This window comes from Streptomyces sp. bgisy159, from assembly GCF_965341775.1.
Classification (GTDB): Bacteria; Actinomycetota; Actinomycetes; order Streptomycetales; family Streptomycetaceae; genus Streptomyces.
Map to the genome: position 1 here is coordinate 88,020 of NZ_CBDQZH010000012.1, position 22,487 is coordinate 110,506.

Consider the following 22,487-nt stretch of genomic DNA (forward strand, 5'->3'; position numbering starts at 1 on the left):
GTTGATCGAACCGGGGAACGTCAAGGAGCACTGTGGGGACCCGCACGTTCTGCGGAACGTCTCGCCGGGCCGGGTGAAGGTGTCCAGGATCCTCGGGCACCCGCGGGGGCCGCACCCGTGCCGTGCCCCCCGCCTCCCGTGCGCCCACGGCCGTCCGGCCGCCGCCCGTCCGGAAGCCGCCCGTCCTCCGCGCCGTCCGCCGCCGTCGTCGAGGTACGCCCTGGACGGGTCGGCCGGGGCGGGCCTCGACTAGGATGGGCCGTTCATCCCTGGGGTGATGGTGGGTCACCGGCCCACCGTGGGAGGCGTCCCAGGGGCTGCTGCCGGGTGGGGGAAGCCCCCCACGGCCCTCGTCCGCGGGGGGCAGCAGTTCACAAGAGCCATACCCGCCCGGCCGCGCGGCCGGAGATCACTGCTCGCGCAGGGGGACCGCCAGATATGACGGGTCGTCCGCCGGTGAGGAGAAGGTCAGCCGCGCGCCGGACGGGTTGTGCTCGATGTAGAGCGGATCCACGGTGTCGACCACCAACGCCAGCCGGTGTCCCTTCGGGACGTCGTACGCCGTCGAGAACAGCTCCAGGTCCACCCCGAACGGGCGCCCCGGCGTGCGCCCGTGGAAGGTGTACGGCGCGTTGCTGACCAGCTTGCCGATGCCGAACGGCCCCACGTCGTACAGGTAGGCGACGAGGGTGCCGCTCTCCGCGGTCGGCGTGAGGGTGGTGTGCAGGGTCGCGGTGCCCCGGATGTGCTGGGCGTCGCGGTACCGCTCCGACTGCCACACGGCCGCCCAGCGGCGGGGGAGCAGCGGGATCCAGGCGGTCGGGGGGAGTTGGGCGACCTGGTCGACGATGCTGGACAGGAACACGATGCCGCCGTCGGCGCCCGAGTTCACGTTGGTGTGGATGGTGGTGGTGCCCGAGAGGCCGATCTTCCGGCTGGTCGCGCCGACCGACTTCCAGTCCGGGTACCCCTCGTAGCCGCCACCGGAGCGGGAGCTGAGCTGCACGGGCTGCTCCTGGTCGATGCCGTTGCGCTCGCCCTTGAGGTAGCGGTCGAACCAGCGCCCGGTGTCGGTCCAGACGTCGTTGGGCAGCCCGAACAGGCCGGTCAGCTCGGCCGTGGCGTGGTCGCCCGGGCGGAACTCCAGCCGCTTGGGCCCGGTCAGCTTCTCGTAGAAGTCCGCGTACTGGTTGGGCGGGAAGACGGTGTCGCCCCAGGCGTTGGCGAGCAGGACGGCCGTGCCGTTGTGGTTGAGTCGGTCCAGGTAGGTAGCGACCGAACGTTTCTTCCCCCAGTCGATCATGGCCTGTTCCCGGGACAGGTCGGAGGCGTAGAAGCCCCGGAAGACGCTTCTGAGTTCCTCGCTGCGGCGGCCGGTGACCGCTCCCGCGGTGTCCAGCACGGCGCCCGCCTGCAAGTGCTGGGTGCGGCCCGAGTAGATGGAGTCGATCAGGTCCGCCCACCCACTGAGCGCGGCGACCACCTTGACGCGGGGGTCGTGCGCGGCCGCGAGCAGGCTGATGCCGGCGCCGTAGGAGACGCCGCCCATGCCGATGTGCCGCGGGTCGGCGGGGGTGTGGGCGAGCGCCCAGTCGATCACTTTCGCGGCGTCGGCTATGTCGGGCGGGCCCGCGACTTCTATCTCGCCGCCGGACTGCCAGAACCCCCGGACATTGTAGGTGAGCACCACGTACCCGGAGTCGGCCAGCTTCCGGGCCTGGGCGAGGTACTCGAGCTGGGGCAGGCCCCAGCTCGTCGGGAACACGATGAGCGGGTAGCGGCGGGTGCCGTCGGCGCCGGCCGGCGTGATGACGTTCGCCTTGAGGACGGTGCCGCCGTCTCCGGCGATGTCGACGAAGCGGATGCCGTTCGTGGCGGCGGTCGCGGCGGGGGCGGCGACGAGCGCGCCCGCGGCGATCAGGCTCGCGGAGACGGCTCCGACGGCGGTCGTGCGCAGGGTCCTGCGGTGTCCCACGGTCACTCCTCACGTGTGGCACGGGTGCCGGTACAAAGTGACCAGACGGTAACCGTGACCTCTTACCGTAAGTAACCCGTCGGTAAGTTACGTGGGAGTAACGATTGTTGTGTGATGAATGAATGTGGTTGCCGGGTGGAGGAGTTCAGGAGGCGCGGTGGGAGGAAGGGGTGGCTTTCGCCTGGGCGGGCAGCGGCGCCTGCGCCGCCCGCGTCACGTCCGCCACCAGCTCCACCACATCCGGCCCGTACGCCTGGGAGTTGACCACCTTCAGCAGCAGGACGAAGGATCCCTTGCCGTGCTTGCGGGCCAACCGCTCGTGGTGGCGGGCCAGATAGCGCGTCGCCGCCTGGTTGGTGATCGCCCGCTGCCCGCAGAACAGGAACACCGGCCGCGCCTCCCGCCGGTCGCCCGCGGTCAGCCGGGCCAGCAGGACGTACTCCGTGACACCCGGCTCCATGCGGTAGCGCTCGGCCCCGATCTGGAAGGCTCCGCGGTCCGGCCCGGGTTCCGGATCGATGTTCATCCGCACCCCCGGCAGCATCGCCGACATGTGGGCCAGCATCCGCCGGTTGGACCCCGGGCCGCCCACGCAGAACTCCGTGCGCTCGCCGAAGCCCTGCTGCACCCCGTCCTGGGTGACCACCTGCACGTGCGCCCCGCAGTCCTTGATGAGCGCCGCGAGCTCCAGCAGGGCGAACACGTCGAAGCGGTGGACCGCCGGTTCCGAGGTCGCCGGGTCGCGGTTCACGACGAGCAGCGACTCGGAGTTCGCCGGCAGCCCGAAGAACGCCTGCCTGCGCCGGAGTTTCCGCTTCCACACGGAGGTGCGGACGAGCCAGCCCAGCAGGGCGCTGAGCCCCGCCGCCACCACGCCCAGGACGATGTTGCGCACGTCGTCGTTCATGGGCGGGCATGGTAGCGGGCCGACACCCCCGCGGCGTACCCGTGTTCGAGCCCGGATCGCCGCCGGCCCGCCCGGACGGGGGCTGTCGGGACCCGCGCGATCTCGTTACGCTGCGCGGACGGTCCTGACTGGAGGTGCGGATGCGTCGCCCTGTCGCTCGGAAACTGTCGGTCCTGGCGGTCTCGGCCGCCATGGTGTCGGTGGGGGCGGCGGCCCCGCCCTTACACCCGGGCAGCCCGGCCCACCCCGTCGAGAAGTCCCCCGTGGCGGTCGGCTGGGGCGGTGCCGTCGCCAGCGTCGACGCGGACGCGTCGGCCGCCGGCATCGAGATCCTGCGCAAGGGCGGCAACGCCGTCGACGCGGCCGTCGCCACCGCCGCCGCCCTGGGCGTCACCGAGCCCTACTCCGCGGGCATCGGCGGAGGCGGCTACTTCGTCTACTACGACGCGAAGTCCCGCACGGTGCACACCGTCGACGGCCGGGAGACCGCCCCGCTGACCGCGGACTCCGGCCTGTTCCTGGAAGACGGCAAGCCGCTCGCCTTCGCCGACGCCGTCAGCAGCGGCCTGGGCGTCGGCACCCCCGGCACCCCCGCCACCTGGGCGAGCGCGCTCGACCAGTGGGGCAGCCGGTCCCTGAGCACCCTGCTCAAGCCCGCCGAGCGGCTGGCCCGCCACGGCTTCACCGTCGACGAGACCTTCCGCGCGCAGACCGCGGCCAACGAAGCCCGCTTCCGCTACTTCCCCGACACCGCGGAGCTCTTCCTGCCCGGCGGCCGGCTTCCCGCGGTGGGCTCCACGTTCAAGAACCCGGACCTCGCCCGGACCTACCGGGAACTGGGCGCCCGGGGAGTGGGCGCGCTCTACCGCGGCCGACTGGCCGAGGACATCGTCGACACGGTCAACCACCCTCCGGTCGACCCGGGTTCGGGCTGGAACGCCCGCCCGGGCGAGCTGTCCCTGAAGGACCTCGCCGCCTACCGCGCCAAGCTCCAGGCGCCCACCAGGACGTCGTACCGGGGGCTGAACGTCTACTCCATCGCGCCCTCCTCCTCCGGCGGCACGACGGTCGGCGAGGCCCTCAACATCCTCGAGGGGACCGACCTCTCCCGGGCGAGCGAGGCGGAGTACCTGCACCGCTTCATCGAGGCGAGCCGGATCGCGTTCGCCGACCGCGGCCGCTGGCTGGGCGACCCGGCCTTCGAGGACGTACCGACGAAGGAACTGCTCGCCCAGTCGTACGCCGACTCCCGGGCGTGCCTGATCAAGGACGACGCGGTGCTCACCAGCCCGCTCCCGCCCGGCGACCCGCGCCACCCGGCGGACTGCGGCAGCGCCGGCGCGGCGGCCCCGACCACCTACGAGGGGGAGAACACCACCCACCTCACCGTCGCCGACCGGTGGGGCAACGTCGTCGCCTACACCCTCACCATCGAGCAGACCGGCGGCAGCGGCATCACCGTCCCCGGCCGCGGGTTCCTGCTCAACAACGAGCTGACCGACTTCTCCTTCGCCCCGGCCGACCCGGCCGTCCACGACCCGAACCTGCCGGGCCCGGGCAAGCGGCCCAGGTCGTCGATCTCCCCGACCATCGTGCTGGACCGGTACCACCGGCCCGTCGTCGCGCTCGGCTCGCCCGGCGGTTCCACCATCATCACCACCGTGCTGCAGGTGCTCACCGAGTTCGTCGACCGGGGGCGGCCCCTCGTCGAGGCCATCGCGGCTCCGCGCGCCAGCCAGCGCAACACCGCGCGGACGCTCCTCGAACCCGAGCTCTACGACGACGCCGCGCTGCGGGGCCGGCTGGAGGCCATCGGCCACTCCTTCGCGCTCAACCCGGAGATCGGCGCGGCGACCGGGGTGCAGCGCCTGCCGGGCGGCAAGTGGCTGGCCGCCGCCGAGACCGTACGCCGGGGCGGCGGCTCCGCCCAGGTGGTGCGCCCCGCGCGATAGCCCACCGGGTCAGAGCTCGGGGGCGGGCGGCTCGCCCGTGCGGAAGGCGAGCCGCCCCTCCTCGACGTCCACCGTGACCCGGTCGCCCTCCTTGATCCGGCCGTCCAGCAGCAGCCGCGACATCTGGTTGTCGACCTCCCGCTGGATGGTGCGGCGCAGCGGGCGGGCCCCGTACTCCGGCTGGTAGCCGCGCTCGGCCAGCCAGTCCACCGCCGGGCCGGTGAACTCGGCGGCGATGCCCTGCGCGTGCAGCAGCCGGCGCGTCTTCTCCAGCAACAGGTCGGTGATCTCCCGCAGCTGATCGGTCGTCAGCTGACGGAAGACGACCACCTCGTCGATCCGGTTGAGGAACTCCGGACGGAAGTGCTCGCGCAGCGGCCGCAGGATCTGCTCGCGCCGCGCCTCCTCGTCCGCGTCGGCACCGCCCGCCCCGAAGCCGATCCCGGCGCCGCGCCGGGTGATCGCCTCCGAGCCGAGGTTGCTGGTCATCACGATCACCGTGTTGGCGAAGTCCACGGTACGGCCCTGGGCGTCGGTGAGTCGCCCGTCGTCCAGCACCTGGAGCAGGATGTTGAAGACGTCCGGGTGCGCCTTCTCCACCTCGTCCAGCAGCAGCAGCGAGTACGGGTGCCGGCGGACCACCTCGGTGAGCTGGCCGGCCTCCTCGTGGCCCACGTACCCGGGCGGGGCGCCGACCAGCCGGCTCACGGTGTGCCGCTCCTGGTACTCGCTCATGTCGAGCCGCACCATCCGCTCCTCGCTGCCGAACAGGGCCTCCGCGAGGGCGCGCGCCAGCTCCGTCTTGCCGACGCCGGTCGGTCCGAGGAACAGGAAGCTGCCGATGGGCCGGTCCGGGCTCGCCAGCCCGGCGCGCGAGCGCAGCACCGCGTCCGCGACCACCCGTACCGCCTCGTCCTGGCCCACCACCCGCTCGTGCAGGTGCTGCTCCAGACCCAGCAGCCGGTCCTTCTCCTCCTGGGTGAGGCTGCTCACCGGGATGTGGGTCAGCCGGGACACCACCTCGGCGATCGCCTCCGCGGTCACCTCCAGGTCCATCCCCTCGTCCGCCTCGCCGCCGCCGGCCGCTTCCGCGATGCGCTGCTTCAACTCCACGATCCGGTCCCGCAGTTGCGTCGCCGTCTCGTACTGCTCGGCCGCCACCGCCTGGTCCTTGTCCCGGATCAGCTGGTCCATCTCGCGTTCCATGGCCCGCACATCGGTGCCCTTGGTCCGGGCGCCCAGCCGTACCCGCGCGCCCGCCTGGTCGATCAGGTCGATCGCCTTGTCCGGCAGCCGGCGGTCGGTCAGATAGCGGTCGGACAGCTCCACCGCCGCGACCAGCGCCTCGTCCGTGTACCGCACCTGGTGGTGCGCCTCGTAGCGGTCGCGCAGTCCGCGCAGGATCTCCACGGTGTCCGCGACGGACGGCTCGGGCACCAGGATCGGCTGGAAGCGGCGGGCCAGCGCCGCGTCCTTCTCGATGCGCCGGAACTCCTCCAGCGTCGTCGCGCCCACGATGTGCAGCTCGCCGCGCGCCAGGGCCGGCTTGAGGATGTTGCCCGCGTCCATCGAACCGCCCTCGCCGCCCCCGCCGGCGCCGACGACCGAGTGCAGCTCGTCGATGAAGACGATCAGCCGGTCGGAGTGCGCCCGGATCTCGTCGACGATGTTGTTCAGGCGTTCCTCGAAGTCGCCGCGGTAGCGCGTGCCGGCCACCACGCCGGTCAGGTCCATGGCCACCACCCGGCGGCCGGTCAGCACGTCCGGCACGTCGCCGTCCGCGATCCGCTGGGCCAGCCCCTCGACGATGGCCGTCTTGCCGACGCCCGCGTCCCCGATCAGCACCGGGTTGTTCTTGCCGCGTCGGGAGAGCACCTCGATGGTCTGCTCGATCTCCTCGTCCCGCCCGATCACCGGGTCGATACGGCCCTGCCGCGCCATGTCGGTGAGATCGCGCCCGTACTTGTCGAGCGTCGGCGTCGATGTCGGCCGCCGCTGGTCGGGCCGGGCGGCCGGAGCCGCCTCGGGGGCCTCCGCCGGCATGCCGCCGGGCGCGAACCGGGCCGCGTTCAGGATGTGCCCGGCGGCCGAGTCCGGGTTGGCGGCCAGCGCGCTCAGCACGTGCTCGGGGCCGATGTAGCCCGCCCCGCGCGAGCGGGCCAGGTCGTGGGCGTCGAGCAGGGCCCGCTTGGCGGCCGGGGTGAGACTGAGCGAGGTCGGCGGTGGCACCTCGCCGGGCGGATGCTGCGCCGGGCCCGACCGCTCGTCGATCTGCGACGCCAGCGTGTCGGGGTCCGCGCCGGCCCGGCTGAGCAGCGAACGGGTCGGCTCGGCCGCGAGGGCCGCGCGCAGCAGGTGCTCGGTGTCCAGGTCACGGCTGCCGTGCTCGGCCGCGTACTGGGCGGCGCCGCGGACCAGCTCCCTCGCCGGCTGGCTCAGGAGCTGTCCGATGTTGATCTGTCGGGGGCCGGGGCGGGGCCCGCCGAAGAAGCGGGCCAGGAACTCACCGAAGGGGTCGCCGTAGCCCTCCGGGCTGGTGAAGCCGCTGGTCATGGCGTTCCGTTCGATCGACGTACCGGTTCGCAGGCGGGTGCCCTGTCCCTGCGGGGCTTACACCACCATGGCACGGGTGGTGGGGCGCGGCACGTCCGGTCGGGCCCGGCCCCCCTACCTCATCCCCGGTCGGTGAGCACCCTCGGGCCGCCGTCGGTGACGGCCACCGTGTGTTCCGCGTGGGCCGCCCGCGAACCGTCGTCCGTGCGCAGCGTCCAGCCGTCCGGGGCCGCGTGGTAGCCGTCCCCGCCGCCCGCGATGAGCATGGGCTCGATGGCGAGGACCATGCCGTGACGCAGCGGCAGGCCCCGGCCGGGCCGGCCCTCGTTGGGGACGGGCGGGTCCTCGTGCATGCGGCGGCCGATGCCGTGGCCGCCGAACCCGTCCGGGATGCCGTAGCCGACCTCGCGGCACACCCTGCCGATCGCGTGGGCGATGTCGCCGATGCGGTTGCCCACGACAGCCGCCTCGATGCCCGCCGCGAGAGCCCGCTCGGCCGTCCGGACCAGCGCGGTGTCCGCCGGGCGCGGCCGTCCCACCGTGAAGCTGAGCGCCGAGTCGCCCGCCCAGCCCGCCAGTTCGGCACCGCAGTCGACGGAGACCAGGTCGCCGTCGCGCAGCCGGTAGCGGGTGGGGATGCCGTGCACGATCGCGTCGTTCACCGAGGCGCAGACGACCGCCGGGAAGGGGGTCGGCGCGAACGACGGACGGTAGCCGAGGAACGGGGACGTCGCCCCCGCCTCCCGCAGCACCGACCGGGCCACCTCGTCCAGTTCCAGCAGGGACACGCCCACGTCGGCGGCGTCCCGCACCGCCGTCAGCGCCCTCGCCACCACCTGGCCCGCCTCGTGCATCGCGTCGATCGACGCGTCCGTCTTCAGTTCCACCATGCCAATTACTATACCGGTATTAGAATGGGGTGCATGGTACGCACCCCCTTGACCCCCGAAGAGCGCGAACGCGGCGAACGGCTCGGCCGGCTCCTCCGCGAGGCCCGCGGCGGCCGGAGCATGGCCGAGGTGGCGGCCGACGCCGGCATCTCCGCCGAGACGCTCCGCAAGATCGAGACGGGGCGCGCGCCGACCCCCGCCTTCTTCACCGTCGCCGCGCTCGCCGGCGCTCTCGGCCTGTCCATGGACGAGCTCGCGGCGCGCTGCGCTCTCGCAGGGGTCACCCTCGCGTCATGAGCGGGTCGCGTCCCCTTCGAAAACTCCCCGTAGCCGGTCTGTAACACGGCTGGTGTTCGCTACGGAGTCGGATGATCCGGTCGGGTGGGGGTCGAGCGATGAGTGTGGATCAGCTCCCGGGAGCCGTGCGGGAGTTCGCGGACTACCTGGAGGGGCTGCTCGCGCGCCTCGATCAGCACACCGGCTGGGCGGCGGTGTTCTGGCAGCGGGACCCCGACGGCATGCGGGCCTGCCTCGACGGGCGTGAGGTGCCGCCCTGGGACGTGGTCCAGGCGCTGCTGCAGGACCTCGCGGCCGGACACGGCACCGGGGCCGCCGAGCGAGAGGCCGAACGCGCCCGCCCGCTGCACGCGCACGCGCTGGCCGCGTACGACGGCCGGCCCGGCGGCCGGGACGCCCTCGGCGACCGGCTCGACGTCATGCTCCGTGAGCAGCGCTACGCCGCCGAACGCCAGGCCGCACTCGGCCGCCTCCTCGCCGCCGCGACCACCCGCGAGGAGTCCGAGGCCCTGCGCCTCGACCTCGCCTGGGCCCACGACGACCATGAACGGGCGACGGCCCGCTGCGCCGAACTCCGCCACCGGATCGAACGGCTGGAGCGGACCGGTGCGCAGGCGCGAACGCCGTCAGGAGGCGCTGCCGGGCCCCCGGTCCCCGGCCGGGCGGAGCCCCGCGGCGCCGATGCCCCGGCTGCCGACCGTCCCGGCTTCCGGACGTCCGACCGGGACGGCCGCACGGGCGGGGGTGTCGCCGGGGACGCCGGGCCCGCGGAGGCGGGGTGGTCGGGGGGCGGCCCGGGCCCCGGTGCCGGTTCCGGTGGTGCCGGCGACGCGGCGGCCGGTGAGGGGGCGGGTCCCGGGCCGTCGGGCGGTGCCGGGGCGGACCGGGGCGGCGCCGGATCCCCTCACGACGCGGCGTACGCCCGGGGCACGGCACCGGCCCCCGCCGAAGCTTCGGGTGCCGGGTCCGGCGCCACCGCCCTTACGGAGCCCGTGGTGCCCGCGGAGCCCGCGGTGCCCGCCCGCGCCGCCAAGCAGCGCAAGCGCCGTCGCGGCGGTGCCCGGTTCGCCGGTGCGGCCGACGACGGCGCCGCGGCGGTCGCCGTACCCGCGGAGCCCGGTGCGCCCGGTCCCGGCTCCGGCCGCACCCCGCGCGGCGCGCGGTTCGCCGGGGCCGCCGAGGACGGGGGAGCGGACCCCGGGGACACGGCCGAGCCGGTGGACGCGAGGGCGCAGGGGGAGGCCGTCGAGGCGGTGCGGCGGCTGGTGCGGCTGCGCGCCGAGGGCCGCAGCGGTGAGGCGCACGCCCTGCTGGCCGAGCTGGCGTACTGGCCCGCGCCCCGCGTCCCGCTGCTCGCCGCCGAGCTGCGGCGCGCCGGGCTGGGCGCCGACTGGGCGACCCTGCTGTGGGAGGCCGCCTCGCTGCCCGCCGACCGGCTGGTCGCCGCCTCCGACGCGCTCGTCGGGGCCGGCCGCGCCGCCGACGGGGAACAGATCCTGCGGCAGGGCGTCGCCCGGCCCGCCGCCGAGATAGGGGAGGCCGTACGGGACCTGGCCGGGCAGGGCCGCCGCCGTGAGGTGCGGGCGCTGCTCGACGCCTACGTCCGGGTCCGCACCCCCGAGGAGGCCGCGCGCAGCGCCGCCCCCGATCCGCGCACCCTGGTCCCGCTGCTGCTGGAGGCCGCCCGGGCCGTGTCGGACGAGCGGCACTGGGACCTGGTCCACGCGCTCCGGGTGGCCGGCTTCACCGCCTGACCGCCTGACCGCCTGACCGCCTGACCGCCTGACCGCCTGACCGCCTGACCGCCTGACCGCCTGACCGCCTGACCGCCTGACCGCCTGACCGCCTGACCGCCTGACCGCCCGACCGCCCGACCGCCCGACCGCCCGACCGGCGAGCCGGCCGCGTCGTCGCCGCAGGTCGCGCCGGTACGCCGGATGGCTCGCGACTCACCCACCGGAGTGCGAAACACGATCGACTCCGTGCGTTGACGACGATGGTCTTGGCAAGCCTCTCCCGGAGGCTTACGTTCGTCCCTCTACGGCCCGTTTCTACGGGCGTAGAGGCTCTGACGTCCTGTCGAAGGAGCAGCTCATGGCCAACGTCGTACGCGCCGCCCTGGTCCAGGCCACCTGGACCGGCGACACCGGGTCCATGGTGGCGAAACACGTGGAGCACGCCCACGAGGCCGCCCGCCGGGGCGCCAAGGTCATCGGCTTCCAGGAAGTCTTCAACGCGCCCTACTTCTGCCAGGTCCAGGAGCCGGAGCACTACGGCTGGGCCGAGCCGATTCCCGACGGGCCGACCGTACACCGTATGCAGGACCTGGCGCGCGAGACCGGCATGGTGATCGTCGTTCCGGTGTTCGAGGTCGAGCAGTCCGGCTTCTACTACAACACCGCCGCCGTGATCGACGCCGACGGCACCTACCTCGGCAAGTACCGCAAGCACCACATCCCGCAGGTCAGCGGCTTCTGGGAGAAGTACTACTTCCGGCCGGGCAACCTCGGCTGGCCGGTCTTCGACACGGCCGTCGGCAAGGTCGGCGTCTACATCTGCTACGACCGCCACTTCCCGGAGGGCTGGCGGCAACTCGGCCTCAACGGCGCCCAGCTGGTGTACAACCCGTCGGCCACCCACCGCGGCCTGTCCTCCCACCTGTGGCGGCTGGAGCAGCCGGCGGCGGCCGTCGCCAACGAGTACTTCGTCGCCGCGATCAACCGCGTCGGACAGGAGATCTACGGCGACAACGACTTCTACGGCACCAGTTACTTCGTGGACCCGCGCGGGCAGTTCGTCGGGGACGTGGCCAGCGACACCAAGGAGGAACTCGTGGTCCGGGACCTCGACTTCGGCCTCATCGAGGAGGTCCGGCAGCAGTGGGCCTTCTACCGCGACCGGCGCCCCGACGCCTACGAGGGGCTGGTGCGGCCGTGAGCGACCTGTACGCCCGCCACCGGGCCGTCCTGCCGGACTGGCTCGCCCTCTACTACCGGGACCCGCTGGAGATCACCCACGGCGAGGGCCGCCACGTCTGGGACGCCGACGGCAACCGGTACCTGGACTTCTTCGGCGGCATCCTCACCACGATGACCGCGCACGCCCTGCCCGAGGTGACCAAGGCGGTGAGCGAGCAGGCCGGGCGGATCATCCACTCGTCCACCCTGTACCTGAACCGGCCCATGGTCGAACTCGCCGAGCGCATCGCCCAGTTGAGCGGCATCCCGGACGCGCGGGTGTTCTTCACCACCTCCGGCACCGAGGCCAACGACACCGCCCTGCTGCTGGCCACCGCCTACCGCCGCAGCAACACCGTCCTGGCGATGCGCAACAGCTACCACGGCCGCTCCTTCAGCGCGGTCGGCATCACCGGCAACCGCGGCTGGTCGCCCACCTCGCTGTCGCCGCTGCAGACGCTCTACGTCCACGGCGGCGTACGCACCCGCGGCCCGTACGCGCACCTGGACGACACCGGCTTCGTCGCGGCCTGCGTCGAGGACCTGACAGACCTGCTCGGGCACACCCGGGCGCCCGCCGCGCTGATCGCCGAGCCGATCCAGGGCGTCGGCGGCTTCACCTCACCGCCCGACGGACTGTACGCGGCATTCCGTGAGGTGCTGCACGCCCACGGAATCCTGTGGATCGCCGACGAGGTGCAGACCGGCTGGGGCCGCACCGGCGACCACTTCTGGGGCTGGCAGGCCCACGACCGCAGCGGCCCGCCCGACATCGTCACCTTCGCCAAGGGCATCGGCAACGGCACGTCCGTCGGCGGGGTCGTCGCCCGCGCCGAGATCATGAACTGTCTGGACGCCAACTCGATCTCCACCTTCGGCGGAACCCAGGTCACCATGGCGGCGGCGCTCGCGAACCTGACCTACCTGCTGGAGCACGACCTCCAGGGCAACGCCCGGCGCGTCGGCGGACTGCTCATCGAGCGGCTGCGGGCGGTGGCCGCCCAGGACCCGGGCGTCAAGGAGGTGCGCGGACGCGGACTGATGATCGGCGTCGAGCTGGTCCGGCCGGGCACCGACCGCGCCGACCCCGACCGGGCCGCCGCCGTGCTGGAGGCGGCCCGTGCCGGCGGACTGCTCATCGGCAAGGGCGGCGGACACAGCACCAGCGCCCTGCGCGTCGCCCCGCCGCTGTCCCTGACCGTCGCGGAGGCCGAGGAGGGCGCCGCGATCCTCGAACGCGCCCTGCGCGGCACCCGTCAGCGCCCGAGCGGCTGAGCGAGGGAAGACCGCCATGACCACCACCGCCGAACCCCGGGGGCCGGCCCAGCCCCCGGAGCCCGCCCTGTCGGTCCGCCAGGTGCTCTCCCTGGAACGGGTCCTCGCCGGCGAGCCCGAGGTGGTGGCCGGCGCCGCCCAGCTGGACCGGCCGGTGCGCTGGGTGCACGTCGCCGAGGCCGCCGACGTCGGCGTGATGCTCACCGGCGGCGAGATGGTACTCACCACGGGCGTGCTGCTGGCCGGTGACGACGCCCTGCAGGCCGAGTACATCCGGTCCCTGCACCGCGCCGAGGCGGCGGCCGTCGTACTCGGCCTCGGACGCGCCTTCCCCGCCCCGCCGGAGGTGATGCGGCGCGCCGCCGAGCGGTGTGGGCTGCCCCTCGTCGTGCTGCACCGCCCGTTCCCCTTCGCCGAACTGACCGAGGAGGTCCAATCCCGGCTGGTGCGGCGCAAGTTCGCAGCCGTCAGCCTCTCGGAGTCGGTCCGCACCGCCCTGACCGCGCTCATCACGGCCGGCGCCCCCCTGCAGAGCCTGCTCGACGAGGTCGCCCGGCACAGCGGGTGCCCCGTCGTCGTGACCAACCTCGCCCACCGCGTGCTCGCCACGGCGGGGGAGCGGCCCGCGGTCGACGACGTGCTGCGCGACTGGGAGCGCATCGCCCGCCAGGCGGGCGGCGGCGCCGGCGACGGCTGGGTCCGCGCCGAGCTCGGCGGGCGCGGCGAACGCTGGGGCGAGGTCATGCTCTGCGGCTACCGCGGCGACAGCGCGGGCGGCCGGCTGCTCGCCGACCGGGCCGCCGAAGCACTCGTCCTGCACCGCATGCTGGGCGGTGGCTCCGCCTGCTCCTGGGAGGAGCAGTCCGCGCAGGGCCTGCTCACCGACCTGGTCTCCGGGGTCGTACCGGCCCGCCGGCTGCTGGCCCGCGCCCGAGCCGCCGGGCTGCCCGTCAACCGCCGCACGTTCGTCCCGCTGGTCGTCCCCGACGGCGACCCGGGCCGGCTCGACCGCGTGCTGCGCCTGCTGGGGATGTCCGGCCTGGTCGCCGAACTCGCCCCCGGCACCACCGCGATCCTGCTCAGCCTCGCCCGCGACCAGGACGCCGACGCGCTCACCTCCCACTTCGCGGCCAGGCTGCGCACCGAGTCGGGCACCGCCGGCACCGTGGTCGCGGCGGCCGGTGCCCGCCCCGCCTGGGACGACGTCCCGGCCGGGCTGCGCGAGGCCCGCCACGTCGCGGACGCGGTCGCCGACTCCGCCGCCGCCCTCGACCTGCCGCCCGTGGTCCGCCTCAGGGACGTCCATCTGCGCGGGCTGGTCCGCCTGCTGCGCGACGACCCGCACGTGCAGTCCTTCGCCGAGCGGGAGCTGGACGGGCTGCTGGGCGCCGCCGACGACGACCTGCTCGGCGTGTTGCGCACCTACCTCGCCACCGGCCGGAACAAGTCCCGCACCGCCCAGCTCCACCACGTGTCCCGGCCCGCCCTCTACCGCCGCCTGGAGGCCATACAGGCCCGGCTCGGCGTCGACCTCGACGACTTCGAGCAGGCGGCCTCGGTCCACATCGCGCTCCTCGCGCACGACGCGCAGCAGGCCTGAGCCAGGCCCGCGCAACAGCTCCGAAACACGCGACCACCTGGAAAAACGGCGGTGATACATGGGCCCGGGCCAGGGTGACAGCGTGACACGCCGCACGCCCGTGGACGTGACACGCTGCAACTCGAAGCGACTCCGCCCGCTCTCTAGCCTTCTCGCACACCGAGCGACCGGAGGTCCCGATGAGCAGAGTGATCCGCGCCGCCGTCTTCCAGACCGCGTGGACCGGCGACAAGGAGTCGATGATCGAGGCGCACGAGCGGGCGGTGCGCGACGCGGCCGCCCAGGGCGCCGAGATCCTGTGCTTCCAGGAGCTGTTCTACGGACCCTACTTCTGCCAGGTCCAGGACCCGGCCTTCTACGCGTACGCCGAGCGGATCCCCGACGGCCCGATCGTCCGCCGCTTCCAGGCCCTCGCCCGCGAACACGGCATCGTCCTGGTGCTGCCGATGTACGAGGAGGAGCAGCCGGGCGTCCTCTACAACACCGCCGCCGTGATCGACGCGGACGGCACCTACCTCGGCAAGTACCGCAAGACGCACATCCCGCAGGTCCGCGGCTTCTGGGAGAAGTTCTACTTCCGCCCCGGCAACAGCGGCTGGCCGGTCTTCGACACGGCCGTCGGCAAGGTCGGCGTCTACATCTGCTACGACCGCCACTTCCCCGAGGGCTGGCGCGCGCTCGGCCTGGCCGGCGCCGAGATCGTCTTCAACCCGTCGGCCACCTCCCGCGGCCTGTCCCGCTACCTCTGGCAGCTGGAGCAGCCGGCGGCGGCCGTCGCCAACGAGTACTTCGTCGGCGCGATCAACCGGGTCGGCGTCGAGGACCTGGGCGACAACGACTTCTACGGCACGAGCTACTTCGTCGACCCGGAGGCCCAGTTCGTGGGGGAGCCGGCGAGCGACAAGGAACCCGAACTCGTCGTCCGCGACCTGGACCTGGCCAAGCTGCGCGAGGTCCGAGACCGCTGGCAGTTCTACCGCGACCGCGCGCCGGGCGCGTACACCCCGCTGACCGCCCCCTGACGGGGCGGGCCCGCCCCGCGCCCCCGCAACCGGCGCGGGGCACGGCGCGACCAGCCACCGACCACCGGCAGACCCACACCGCGAGGAGCGACCGATGCCCCGTACAGTGATCCGCGGCGGCCTAGTCATCACCGCATCCGACGAGATCCACGCCGACGTCCTGATCGAGGACGGCCGCATCGCCGCCCTCGCCGCCACCGGCACCCCGGCCGCCGAGGCGTGGACGGACGCCCGGGTCATCGATGCCACCGGGAAGTACGTCATCCCGGGCGGGGTCGACGCCCACACCCACATGGAGCTGCCGTTCGGTGGCACCTTCGCCTCCGACACCTTCGAGACCGGCACCCGCGCCGCCGCCTGGGGCGGCACCACCACGATCGTCGACTTCGCCGTGCAGAGCGTCGGCCGCACCCTGCGCGACGGCCTGGACACCTGGCACGCCAAGGCCGAGGGCACCTGCGCGATCGACTACGCCTTCCACATGATCGTTTCCGATGTGAACCAGGAGACGCTCAAGGAGATGGACCTCCTGGTCGAGGAGGGCGTGACCAGTTTCAAGCAGTTCATGGCGTACCCGGGTGTGTTCTACTCCGACGACGGCCAGATCCTGCGCGCCATGCAGCGCTCCGCCGACAACGGCGGGCTGATCATGATGCACGCCGAGAACGGCATCGCCATCGACGTCCTGGTCGAACAGGCCCTCGCCCGCGGTGAGACCGACCCCCGCTACCACGGCGAGGTCCGCAAGGCCCTGCTGGAGGCCGAGGCCACCCACCGTGCCATCCGGCTCGCCCAGGTCGCCGGGGCGCCCCTGTACGTCGTGCACGTCTCGGCGACGGAGGCGGTGGCCGAACTGGCCCGGGCGCGCGACGACGGCCTCAACGTGTTCGGCGAGACCTGCCCGCAGTACCTCTTCCTGTCGACCGACAACCTCGCCGAACCCGGCTTCGAGGGCGCCAAGTACGTCTGCTCCACCCCCCTGCGCCCCAGGGAGCACCAGGCCCGGCTCTGGCAGGGCCTGCGCACCAACGACCTGCAGGTGGTCTCCACCGACCACTGCCCCTTCTGCTTCGTGGGCCAGAAGGAGCTGGGCCGGGGCGACTTCTCCAAGATCCCCAACGGGCTGCCGGGCGTGGAGAACCGCATGGACCTGCTCCACCAGGCCGTCCTCGACGGGCACATCTCCCGACGCCGCTGGATCGAGATCGCCTGCGCCACCCCGGCCCGGATGTTCGGCCTCTACCCGAAGAAGGGCACCATCGCCCCGGGCGCCGACGCCGACATCGTCCTCTACGACCCGCACGCGGCACAGGTCCTCTCCGCCGCCACCCACCACATGAACGTCGACTACTCGGCGTATGAGGGCAAGCGGATCACCGGCCGCGTCGAGACCGTCCTCTCACGCGGCGAACCCGTCATCACCGAGCGGGAGTACACCGGACGCCCGGGCCACGGCGTCTACACCCCGCGCTCCACCTGCCAGTACCTGAACTAGGAGTGCCGCCCATGGACTTCGGACTAGTCCTGCAGACCGACCCGCCGGCCTCCAGGGTCGTCGACCTGATGAAGCGCGCCGAACACAACGGCTTCACCCACGGCTGGACCTTCGACTCCGCCGTGCTCTGGCAGGAACCCTTCGTCATCTACAGCCAGATCCTGGCCCACACGACCACGCTGAAGGTCGGCACGATGGTCACCAACCCGGGCACCCGCACCTGGGAGGTCACCGCCTCCACCTTCGCCACCCTCAACGACATGTTCGGCAACCGCACCGTCTGCGGCATCGGCCGCGGCGACTCCGCGATGCGCGTCGCCGGCCGCAGCCCCAACACCCTCGCCCGCATCAGCGCCGCCATGAAGGCCATCCGCGCCCTCGGCCGGGGCGAGGAGGCCGACCTCGGCGGCGGCACCGTCGTACGGTTCCCGTGGATCGCGCCCGGCGCCGAACTCCCCGTCTGGATGGCCGCGTACGGGCCGAAGGCGCTCAGGATGGCCGGCGAGGAGGCCGACGGGTTCATCCTCCAGCTCGCCGACCTGTACCTCACCGAGTACATGGTCAAGGCCGTGAAGGACGCGGCGGCCGCGGCCGGCCGCGACCCGTCCGAGGTGACGGTCTGCGTCGCCGCACCGGCCTACGTCACCGAGGACGACTCGCCCGAGGCGCTCGCCCACGCGCGCGAGCAGTGCCGGTGGTTCGGCGGCATGGTCGGCAACCACGTGGCCGACCTGGTGGCGAAGTACGGCGAGCACTCCGCCGCCGTACCGGACGCCCTCACCGACTACATCAAGGCGCGCGAGGGATACGACTACTCCCACCACGGACGCGCCGACAACCCCGACACCCGGTTCGTGCCCGATGAGATCGTCGACCGGTTCTGCGTCATCGGCCCCGTGGAGCGGCACATCGAGAAGCTGAACGCGCTGCGCGAGCTGGGCGTCGACCAGTTCGCCGTCTACGACATGCACGACGCGCAGGAGGCGGTCATCGACGCCTACGGCTCGCGGGTGATCCCGGCGGTCAACTCCTGACCTCCACGGGCCTGTCGGCCCCTGCTCACCCCTTTCCTTGTTGGTCTCCCCCTTCCCGCCGTCCCGGGGAGGGGGCCCAGGGCGCTTCCCCACAGGCGCACCCCCGCAGCCAGAGACACCCGGCGCCGCCCGCACGGCCACTCCCCGCCCCGTCTCACCTGATTGGCCCGCCCATGACCGACACCGCCCCCACGGCCGCACCCGCGGCCGCCCAGGTCACCCGCGCCGACGGCCGGGTGGAGATCGCCCCCGACGCCCCCCGCCCCAGCGGTCCCTACGCCAACGAGGACCTGCTCCCGGTCCCCGTCGCCGAGCGCACCTGGACCACCTACAACTTCTCCGCGCTGTGGGTCGGCATGGCCCACAACACGGCCACCTGGACCCTCGCCTCCGGACTGATAACCGTCGGCATGGACTGGAAGCAGGCGGTGTTCACCATCGCCCTGGCCAACGTGATCGTCCTGGTCCCGATGCTGCTGACCGGGCACGCGGGACCGAAGTACGGCATCCCCTTCCCGGTGTTCGCCCGCGCCTCCTTCGGCGTCCGGGGCGCCAACCTCCCCGCCGTCGTCAGGGCGTTGGTCGCCTGCGGCTGGTTCGGCATCCAGACCTGGATCGGCGGCGAGGCGATCTACTTCCTCGCCGGGAAGCTGATCGGCGACGGCTGGAGCGACGCCGCCGTGGTCGGCGGTCACGCCTGGACGATGTGGCTGTCGTTCGCCCTGTTCTGGGCGCTTCAGGTGGCCATCATCCTGCGGGGGATGGAGACCCTGCGCCGCTTCGAGAACTGGGCCGCGCCGTTCGTACTGGTCGGCGCGTTCGTGATGCTGTGGTGGATGAGCGACAGGGCGGGCGGCTTCGGCCCGCTGCTCGACCAGCCGTCCCGGCTCGGCTGGGGCGCCGACTTCTGGAAGCTGTTCTGGCCCTCCCTCATGGGCGTGATCGGCTTCTGGTCGACGCTGTCGCTGAACATCCCCGACTTCACCCGCTACGGCCGCAGCCAGAAGGCGCAGACCTGGGGACAGGCGCTCGGGCTGCCGACCACGATGACGCTGTTCGCCTTCCTGTCGGTGATGGTCACCTCCGGCTCGCAGGCCGTCTACGGCGAGCCGATCTGGGACCCGGTGCAGCTGGCCGCCAAGACCGACAACGTGGTCGGGCTGCTGTTCGCGCTGGTGACCGTGCTGGTGGCGACGCTGTCCGTGAACATCGCGGCGAACCTGGTGTCACCGGCCTTCGACTTCTCCAACGTCGCGCCGCGCAGGATCGGTTTCCGCGCCGGGGCCCTCATCACCTGTGCGCTCGGCGTGGTGATCTTCCCGTGGAAGCTGTACGCCGACCCGCAGGGCTATATCTTCACCTGGCTCGGCCTGGTCGGCGGTCTCCTGGGTACCGTCGCCGGGATCCTGATCGCCGACTACTGGGTCCTGCGCCGGGCCCGGCTGGACCTGGTCGACCTGTACCGTACGGGCGGCCGCTACTGGTACGCCGGCGGCTGGAACTGGCGGGCCGTCGCCGCCTTCCTGGCCGGCGGTGTGCTGGCGATCGGCGGCGCGAACTTCCGGCCGCTGGTCGACGGACGGCCCATCCCGGCGCTGGAGCCGCTCGCCGACTACGGCTGGGCGGTGGGTCTGGGCACCTCCATGGTGCTGTACCTGACGCTGACCCTCGCCACGGGACGGGACAGGGGCCCCGCAGTGACGCAGTGACGCAGTGACGTAGTGACGCCGTGAGGTGGACGGGTGCGGGGCCGGGTCGCCGTCAGGGCGGAACTCCGGCCTCGCGGCCCCGGCCTCGCCGCGCGGTCCGGGGCGGCCACGCTCAGCTCTTGCTCGGGCTCGCGCCGGGGCTCGCGCCGGCAGCCGTGCTCTTCCCGCCGCCCCGCAGCGCGGCCACCGCGTCCTTCGCGGCCTTGATGGCGCCCTTGTTGATCTCGTCCGTGCCCGGCGCCTTCTTCGACTCGAAGTCACTGCCGTTGTAGGTGACGACCACCAGCGCGTTGGCCGCACGGACGAACACCACGCCCTCGCGCGTCTGTTGCTTGTCCTCGGTGGTCAGGTTCACCACCGAGTACGCCTCGTCACCGAGTCCCGGCACGGCCCCGCCGCCGCTCTTCTTCGTGATCCGGTCCTGGTACGACGTCCGGGCCGCCTCGTCGGACTCCATGATCTCGAAGGTGACGTCGAGCCAGCGGTAGTCGTACCCCTTGAGTGCGTTCCACGAACAGGTGCGGCGCAGCTGGGAGTCGGTGGACCGGATCTCCTTGCCCGCCGTCTTGGCGCCGGGCACCAGCGAGCCGACCGTCTTCGCGGTCACACTGCCGCACGGAGCGGGCGCCGCCTCGTGGGTCATCGCCTTCGTCGACGCCGACGGGGCGGGAAGCGCGTCGGACGGGGTCTGCCGGGCGTCCTTGACCGCGGTGTCCTCGGTGGCGGCGAGCGGGCCGGAGGACAGCGCCCAGCCGATGCAGGCGATCACGGCGACCGGGGACAGCCGCGCGGTCAGAACGACGGGCAGAGGAAGAGAACGCACGGCGCACTTCTTTGTGGGGGAGGGTGCGGAGCAGTCCGCACTGCGGACACGGGACGCCAGTGTCACACGGCTGTGTGTGGTGCGGAAGTGTCAACTCGCTCCGTGCCCGCGTGGTCACAGTCTCTCCGGCGCCATGGGGTGTATGTCCTTATTTGTCTCCAGGGGTGCCCCCGATGCCCACGGTGCGCAGGGACACGGCGTGCGGCAGGCATACGACGGGGGCTTGTCAGGAACCCGCTACGGGACGGGGACGCCGGGACGGGAGGAGGGAGCGGATGCGCCTCTACCGCAGCCGCCCCACGGAGCCCGGGTACCGCCGATTGCCGCACGGGCGGGGCTTCCGGTACCTCGACAGCCGCAGGAACCCGCTGCGCGACCCGGCGGAACTGGCCCGCGTCCGGGGGCTGGTCATCCCGCCGGCCTGGCGCGAGGTGTGGATCTGTGCCCGCGCCCACGGCCATCTGCAGGCCGTGGGCACCGACGCGGCCGGGCGGCGGCAGTACTTGTACCACCCGAGGTTCCGCGCCGAGCAGGAACGGGCCAAGCACGAGCGTGCTCGACGTCGCCGAGCGGCTGCCCGCGCTGCGGGAGACCGTCGAAGGTCACCTGAGTGACCGGGGGGTGACCCGGCGCCGGGTACTGGCGACCGCCGTACGCCTGCTCGACCTGGGGTTCTTCCGCATCGGCAGCGACCGGTACACGGAGTTGAACCACAGCTACGGCCTGACCACCCTGCTGCGCGAGCACTCCCGCTGCCGGGCCGGCGCGGTGCTGTTCACCTACACCGGCAAGCACGGCAAGGAGATCGTCCAGACGGTCGCGGACCCCGCCGCCTGCCGCAGTCTCACCGCGCTGATGCGGCGCCGGGGCGGCGGCGACCGGCTGCTGGCCTACTGGGAGCGGCCCGCCTGGCGCGAGGTGAACGGCGACGACGTCAACACCTACCTCAAGGAGGCGGCCGGCCTGGAGATCACGGCGAAGGACTTCCGCACCTGGCACGCCACCGTCATGGCCGCAGTCGCACTGTTGGCCGCCTCGTTGTTCACCCACCGGTGCGGGCGCGTGGGTGCGTACACCTGCGCCAGCTTCACCTCGGCGCCCAGCATCCGCAGGCGCCCCGCGCCCACGGCGCGGCGCAGTGCCGCGAACTCCTCGCGCTCCTCACGTGCGGCGTGGGCGAGTACGGCCCGGCGGGCCGCGTTCAACTGCCGCAGGTAGCCCTTGCCGTACGGTCCGGTGCGCCACAGCCTCACCAGCAGCTTCTTGGCCTGCTTCTCCTCCTCGCGCCGCCGAGCGGCGACGGCCCGCCCGGCGCGCAGCGCGCGGCGGGCCACCGGGTGCACGTGGGCCTCCTCCGCCGCCTCGTGCACGGCGAGCAGACGCATCAGCTGGTCGAACGCCCGCCGACGCGTCGGCCCGGGTACGGCGGCCTTGTAGAAGCCGCGCCGGATCTGGGCGTGCTGGCGGGTCAGGATGTCGGCGGCGTCATCGCGCATCAGGGCCAAAGCCATGATCGATCCTTCTTGGTGGTCCAAACCCGCCGGGTACCCGGAGCGTCCGCCCCTCACGCGGCGGCGGCATAGGCCGCGTCGATGGCGATGTCGGCGCGCGCGTGGATCACCAGCCGGGGGCGGCCGTCCTCGGCGCTCGCCTCCAGGAGCCGGCGAGCCGGGGCGCTGTGCGTGGCGACGGACATCAGGACGCCGAGGCTTCCGCAGGCGCGGTGGGCCCGCAGCACGGCGCCCACCGCCGCGCTCCCGGTGGCCGGCTCGTCCAGGACGATCACGACGGGCGACGGCCGGTGCGCCTCGACGAGGGCGCTGATATCGGCCGCGAGCAGGGCACGCTCGGCGGCGCCGGGGTCACGGTCCACGGTGATCACCAGGACACCGTGTTCCAGCGCGTGAGTGAGAGCCATGCCCGTGTCCCTCCTGACCTCGATGGTCCCGGTGGCCGGTGGCCGGTGGTCGACGTGTCGGGGAGGGAGTACCCCGCGGC

General features: G+C 73.1%; 18 protein-coding genes and 1 pseudogene. 12 read left to right on the forward strand and 7 right to left on the reverse strand.

What is annotated here, in order from left to right:
* Nucleotides 1–409: 409 nt before the first annotated feature.
* Together ACSLTV_RS14625 and ACSLTV_RS14630 are read right to left on the reverse strand one after the other, a co-directional pair.
* Nucleotides 410–1,975 carry an alpha/beta fold hydrolase gene (locus ACSLTV_RS14625; RefSeq protein WP_432133795.1) on the reverse strand — a complete coding sequence of 522 codons (1,566 nt, stop codon included), beginning with the start codon at nucleotides 1,973–1,975 and terminating at the stop codon, nucleotides 410–412.
* A gap of 145 nt (nucleotides 1,976–2,120) precedes the next feature.
* A complete protein-coding gene (locus ACSLTV_RS14630) occupies nucleotides 2,121–2,882 on the reverse strand; it encodes a hypothetical protein (protein WP_432133796.1) in 762 nt (253 codons plus the stop codon).
* 140 nt (nucleotides 2,883–3,022) lie between these two features.
* Here ACSLTV_RS14630 and ggt point away from each other — a divergent pair, with 140 nt between their 5' ends.
* Nucleotides 3,023–4,834: a gamma-glutamyltransferase gene (gene ggt, locus ACSLTV_RS14635; protein ID WP_432156428.1), complete on the forward strand. Its 1,812-nt coding sequence runs from the start codon at nucleotides 3,023–3,025 to the stop codon at nucleotides 4,832–4,834.
* Between the two features lie 9 nt (nucleotides 4,835–4,843).
* On the opposite strand, the gene ACSLTV_RS14640 is transcribed toward ggt, so the two are convergent.
* Nucleotides 4,844–7,387, reverse strand: a complete 2,544-nt coding sequence (locus ACSLTV_RS14640) for an ATP-dependent Clp protease ATP-binding subunit (protein WP_432133798.1) — start codon at nucleotides 7,385–7,387, stop codon at nucleotides 4,844–4,846.
* 119 nt (nucleotides 7,388–7,506) lie between these two features.
* Nucleotides 7,507–8,277, reverse strand: coding sequence for a type I methionyl aminopeptidase (gene map / locus ACSLTV_RS14645; protein ID WP_435612273.1), 771 nt, complete (start codon nucleotides 8,275–8,277; stop codon nucleotides 7,507–7,509).
* Between the two features lie 33 nt (nucleotides 8,278–8,310).
* Here map and ACSLTV_RS14650 point away from each other — a divergent pair, with 33 nt between their 5' ends.
* The 9 genes from ACSLTV_RS14650 to ACSLTV_RS14690 all read left to right on the forward strand — a co-directional run bounded on the left by ACSLTV_RS14650 (nucleotide 8,311) and on the right by ACSLTV_RS14690 (nucleotide 19,666).
* A complete protein-coding gene (locus tag ACSLTV_RS14650; protein ID WP_432133800.1) occupies nucleotides 8,311–8,574 on the forward strand; it encodes a helix-turn-helix domain-containing protein in 264 nt (87 codons plus the stop codon).
* A 98-nt stretch (nucleotides 8,575–8,672) separates the two neighbouring features.
* Entirely contained in the window at nucleotides 8,673–10,328 is a 1,656-nt protein-coding gene (locus tag ACSLTV_RS14655; protein ID WP_432156427.1) for a hypothetical protein, read from the forward strand.
* A gap of 340 nt (nucleotides 10,329–10,668) precedes the next feature.
* Entirely contained in the window at nucleotides 10,669–11,511 is an 843-nt protein-coding gene (locus ACSLTV_RS14660; protein WP_435612274.1) for a nitrilase-related carbon-nitrogen hydrolase, read from the forward strand.
* A complete protein-coding gene (locus ACSLTV_RS14665) occupies nucleotides 11,508–12,806 on the forward strand; it encodes an aspartate aminotransferase family protein (protein ID WP_432133803.1) in 1,299 nt (432 codons plus the stop codon). The genes ACSLTV_RS14660 and ACSLTV_RS14665 overlap by 4 nt, the downstream gene beginning before the upstream one ends.
* A gap of 16 nt (nucleotides 12,807–12,822) precedes the next feature.
* Nucleotides 12,823–14,406 (forward strand): PucR family transcriptional regulator, encoded by a 1,584-nt coding sequence (locus ACSLTV_RS14670; protein ID WP_432133804.1) that lies wholly within the window; start codon nucleotides 12,823–12,825, stop codon nucleotides 14,404–14,406.
* A gap of 179 nt (nucleotides 14,407–14,585) precedes the next feature.
* Nucleotides 14,586–15,428: a nitrilase-related carbon-nitrogen hydrolase gene (locus tag ACSLTV_RS14675; RefSeq protein ID WP_432133805.1), complete on the forward strand. Its 843-nt coding sequence runs from the start codon at nucleotides 14,586–14,588 to the stop codon at nucleotides 15,426–15,428.
* A gap of 94 nt (nucleotides 15,429–15,522) precedes the next feature.
* Nucleotides 15,523–16,923 carry a dihydropyrimidinase gene (gene hydA, locus ACSLTV_RS14680; RefSeq protein ID WP_432133806.1) on the forward strand — a complete coding sequence of 467 codons (1,401 nt, stop codon included), beginning with the start codon at nucleotides 15,523–15,525 and terminating at the stop codon, nucleotides 16,921–16,923.
* An 11-nt stretch (nucleotides 16,924–16,934) separates the two neighbouring features.
* Nucleotides 16,935–17,957, forward strand: coding sequence for a TIGR03842 family LLM class F420-dependent oxidoreductase (locus ACSLTV_RS14685; RefSeq protein ID WP_432133807.1), 1,023 nt, complete (start codon nucleotides 16,935–16,937; stop codon nucleotides 17,955–17,957).
* Between the two features lie 173 nt (nucleotides 17,958–18,130).
* The gene (locus ACSLTV_RS14690; protein WP_435612275.1) at nucleotides 18,131–19,666 is read left to right on the forward strand and encodes an NCS1 family nucleobase:cation symporter-1; all 1,536 of its coding nucleotides are present in this window, start codon (nucleotides 18,131–18,133) and stop codon (nucleotides 19,664–19,666) included.
* A gap of 112 nt (nucleotides 19,667–19,778) precedes the next feature.
* Here ACSLTV_RS14690 and ACSLTV_RS14695 read toward each other — a convergent pair whose 3' ends face one another.
* A complete protein-coding gene (locus tag ACSLTV_RS14695) occupies nucleotides 19,779–20,489 on the reverse strand; it encodes a hypothetical protein (RefSeq protein ID WP_432133809.1) in 711 nt (236 codons plus the stop codon).
* A gap of 275 nt (nucleotides 20,490–20,764) precedes the next feature.
* Between ACSLTV_RS14695 and ACSLTV_RS14700 the strand changes: the two genes are divergently transcribed.
* Both ACSLTV_RS14700 and ACSLTV_RS14705 read left to right on the forward strand, forming a co-directional pair.
* Nucleotides 20,765–21,103 (forward strand): hypothetical protein, encoded by a 339-nt coding sequence (locus ACSLTV_RS14700; RefSeq protein WP_435612276.1) that lies wholly within the window; start codon nucleotides 20,765–20,767, stop codon nucleotides 21,101–21,103.
* Nucleotides 21,104–21,110: 7 nt separating this feature from the next.
* Nucleotides 21,111–21,707: a hypothetical protein gene (locus ACSLTV_RS14705; protein WP_435612295.1), complete on the forward strand. Its 597-nt coding sequence runs from the start codon at nucleotides 21,111–21,113 to the stop codon at nucleotides 21,705–21,707.
* Here ACSLTV_RS14705 and ACSLTV_RS14710 read toward each other — a convergent pair.
* Nucleotides 21,689–22,000 (reverse strand): annotated as a pseudogene (locus ACSLTV_RS14710) (hemerythrin domain-containing protein); the annotation flags it as partial. The gene ACSLTV_RS14705 and the pseudogene ACSLTV_RS14710 sit on opposite strands and share 19 nt — an antisense overlap.
* 53 nt (nucleotides 22,001–22,053) lie before the next feature.
* Nucleotides 22,054–22,407 (reverse strand): hypothetical protein, encoded by a 354-nt coding sequence (locus tag ACSLTV_RS14715; protein ID WP_432133811.1) that lies wholly within the window; start codon nucleotides 22,405–22,407, stop codon nucleotides 22,054–22,056.
* Nucleotides 22,408–22,487: the final 80 nt, after the last annotated feature.

What these genes read in the sequence shown, in the direction of transcription:
- map (WP_435612273.1), bottom strand. Translation starts at nt 8,277, where the DNA reads ATGGTGGAACTGAAGACGGACGCGTCGATCGACGCGATGCACGAGGCG.
- ACSLTV_RS14630 (WP_432133796.1), bottom strand. Translation starts at nt 2,882, where the DNA reads ATGAACGACGACGTGCGCAACATCGTCCTGGGCGTGGTGGCGGCGGGG.
- ACSLTV_RS14715 (WP_432133811.1), bottom strand. Translation starts at nt 22,407, where the DNA reads ATGGCTCTCACTCACGCGCTGGAACACGGTGTCCTGGTGATCACCGTG.
- ACSLTV_RS14660 (WP_435612274.1), top strand. Translation starts at nt 10,669, where the DNA reads ATGGCCAACGTCGTACGCGCCGCCCTGGTCCAGGCCACCTGGACCGGC.
- ACSLTV_RS14700 (WP_435612276.1), top strand. Translation starts at nt 20,765, where the DNA reads ATGCGCCTCTACCGCAGCCGCCCCACGGAGCCCGGGTACCGCCGATTG.
- ggt (WP_432156428.1), top strand. Translation starts at nt 3,023, where the DNA reads ATGCGTCGCCCTGTCGCTCGGAAACTGTCGGTCCTGGCGGTCTCGGCC.
- ACSLTV_RS14675 (WP_432133805.1), top strand. Translation starts at nt 14,586, where the DNA reads ATGAGCAGAGTGATCCGCGCCGCCGTCTTCCAGACCGCGTGGACCGGC.
- ACSLTV_RS14655 (WP_432156427.1), top strand. Translation starts at nt 8,673, where the DNA reads ATGAGTGTGGATCAGCTCCCGGGAGCCGTGCGGGAGTTCGCGGACTAC.
- ACSLTV_RS14670 (WP_432133804.1), top strand. Translation starts at nt 12,823, where the DNA reads ATGACCACCACCGCCGAACCCCGGGGGCCGGCCCAGCCCCCGGAGCCC.
- ACSLTV_RS14650 (WP_432133800.1), top strand. Translation starts at nt 8,311, where the DNA reads ATGGTACGCACCCCCTTGACCCCCGAAGAGCGCGAACGCGGCGAACGG.
- ACSLTV_RS14690 (WP_435612275.1), top strand. Translation starts at nt 18,131, where the DNA reads ATGACCGACACCGCCCCCACGGCCGCACCCGCGGCCGCCCAGGTCACC.
- ACSLTV_RS14685 (WP_432133807.1), top strand. Translation starts at nt 16,935, where the DNA reads ATGGACTTCGGACTAGTCCTGCAGACCGACCCGCCGGCCTCCAGGGTC.
- ACSLTV_RS14640 (WP_432133798.1), bottom strand. Translation starts at nt 7,387, where the DNA reads ATGACCAGCGGCTTCACCAGCCCGGAGGGCTACGGCGACCCCTTCGGT.
- hydA (WP_432133806.1), top strand. Translation starts at nt 15,523, where the DNA reads ATGCCCCGTACAGTGATCCGCGGCGGCCTAGTCATCACCGCATCCGAC.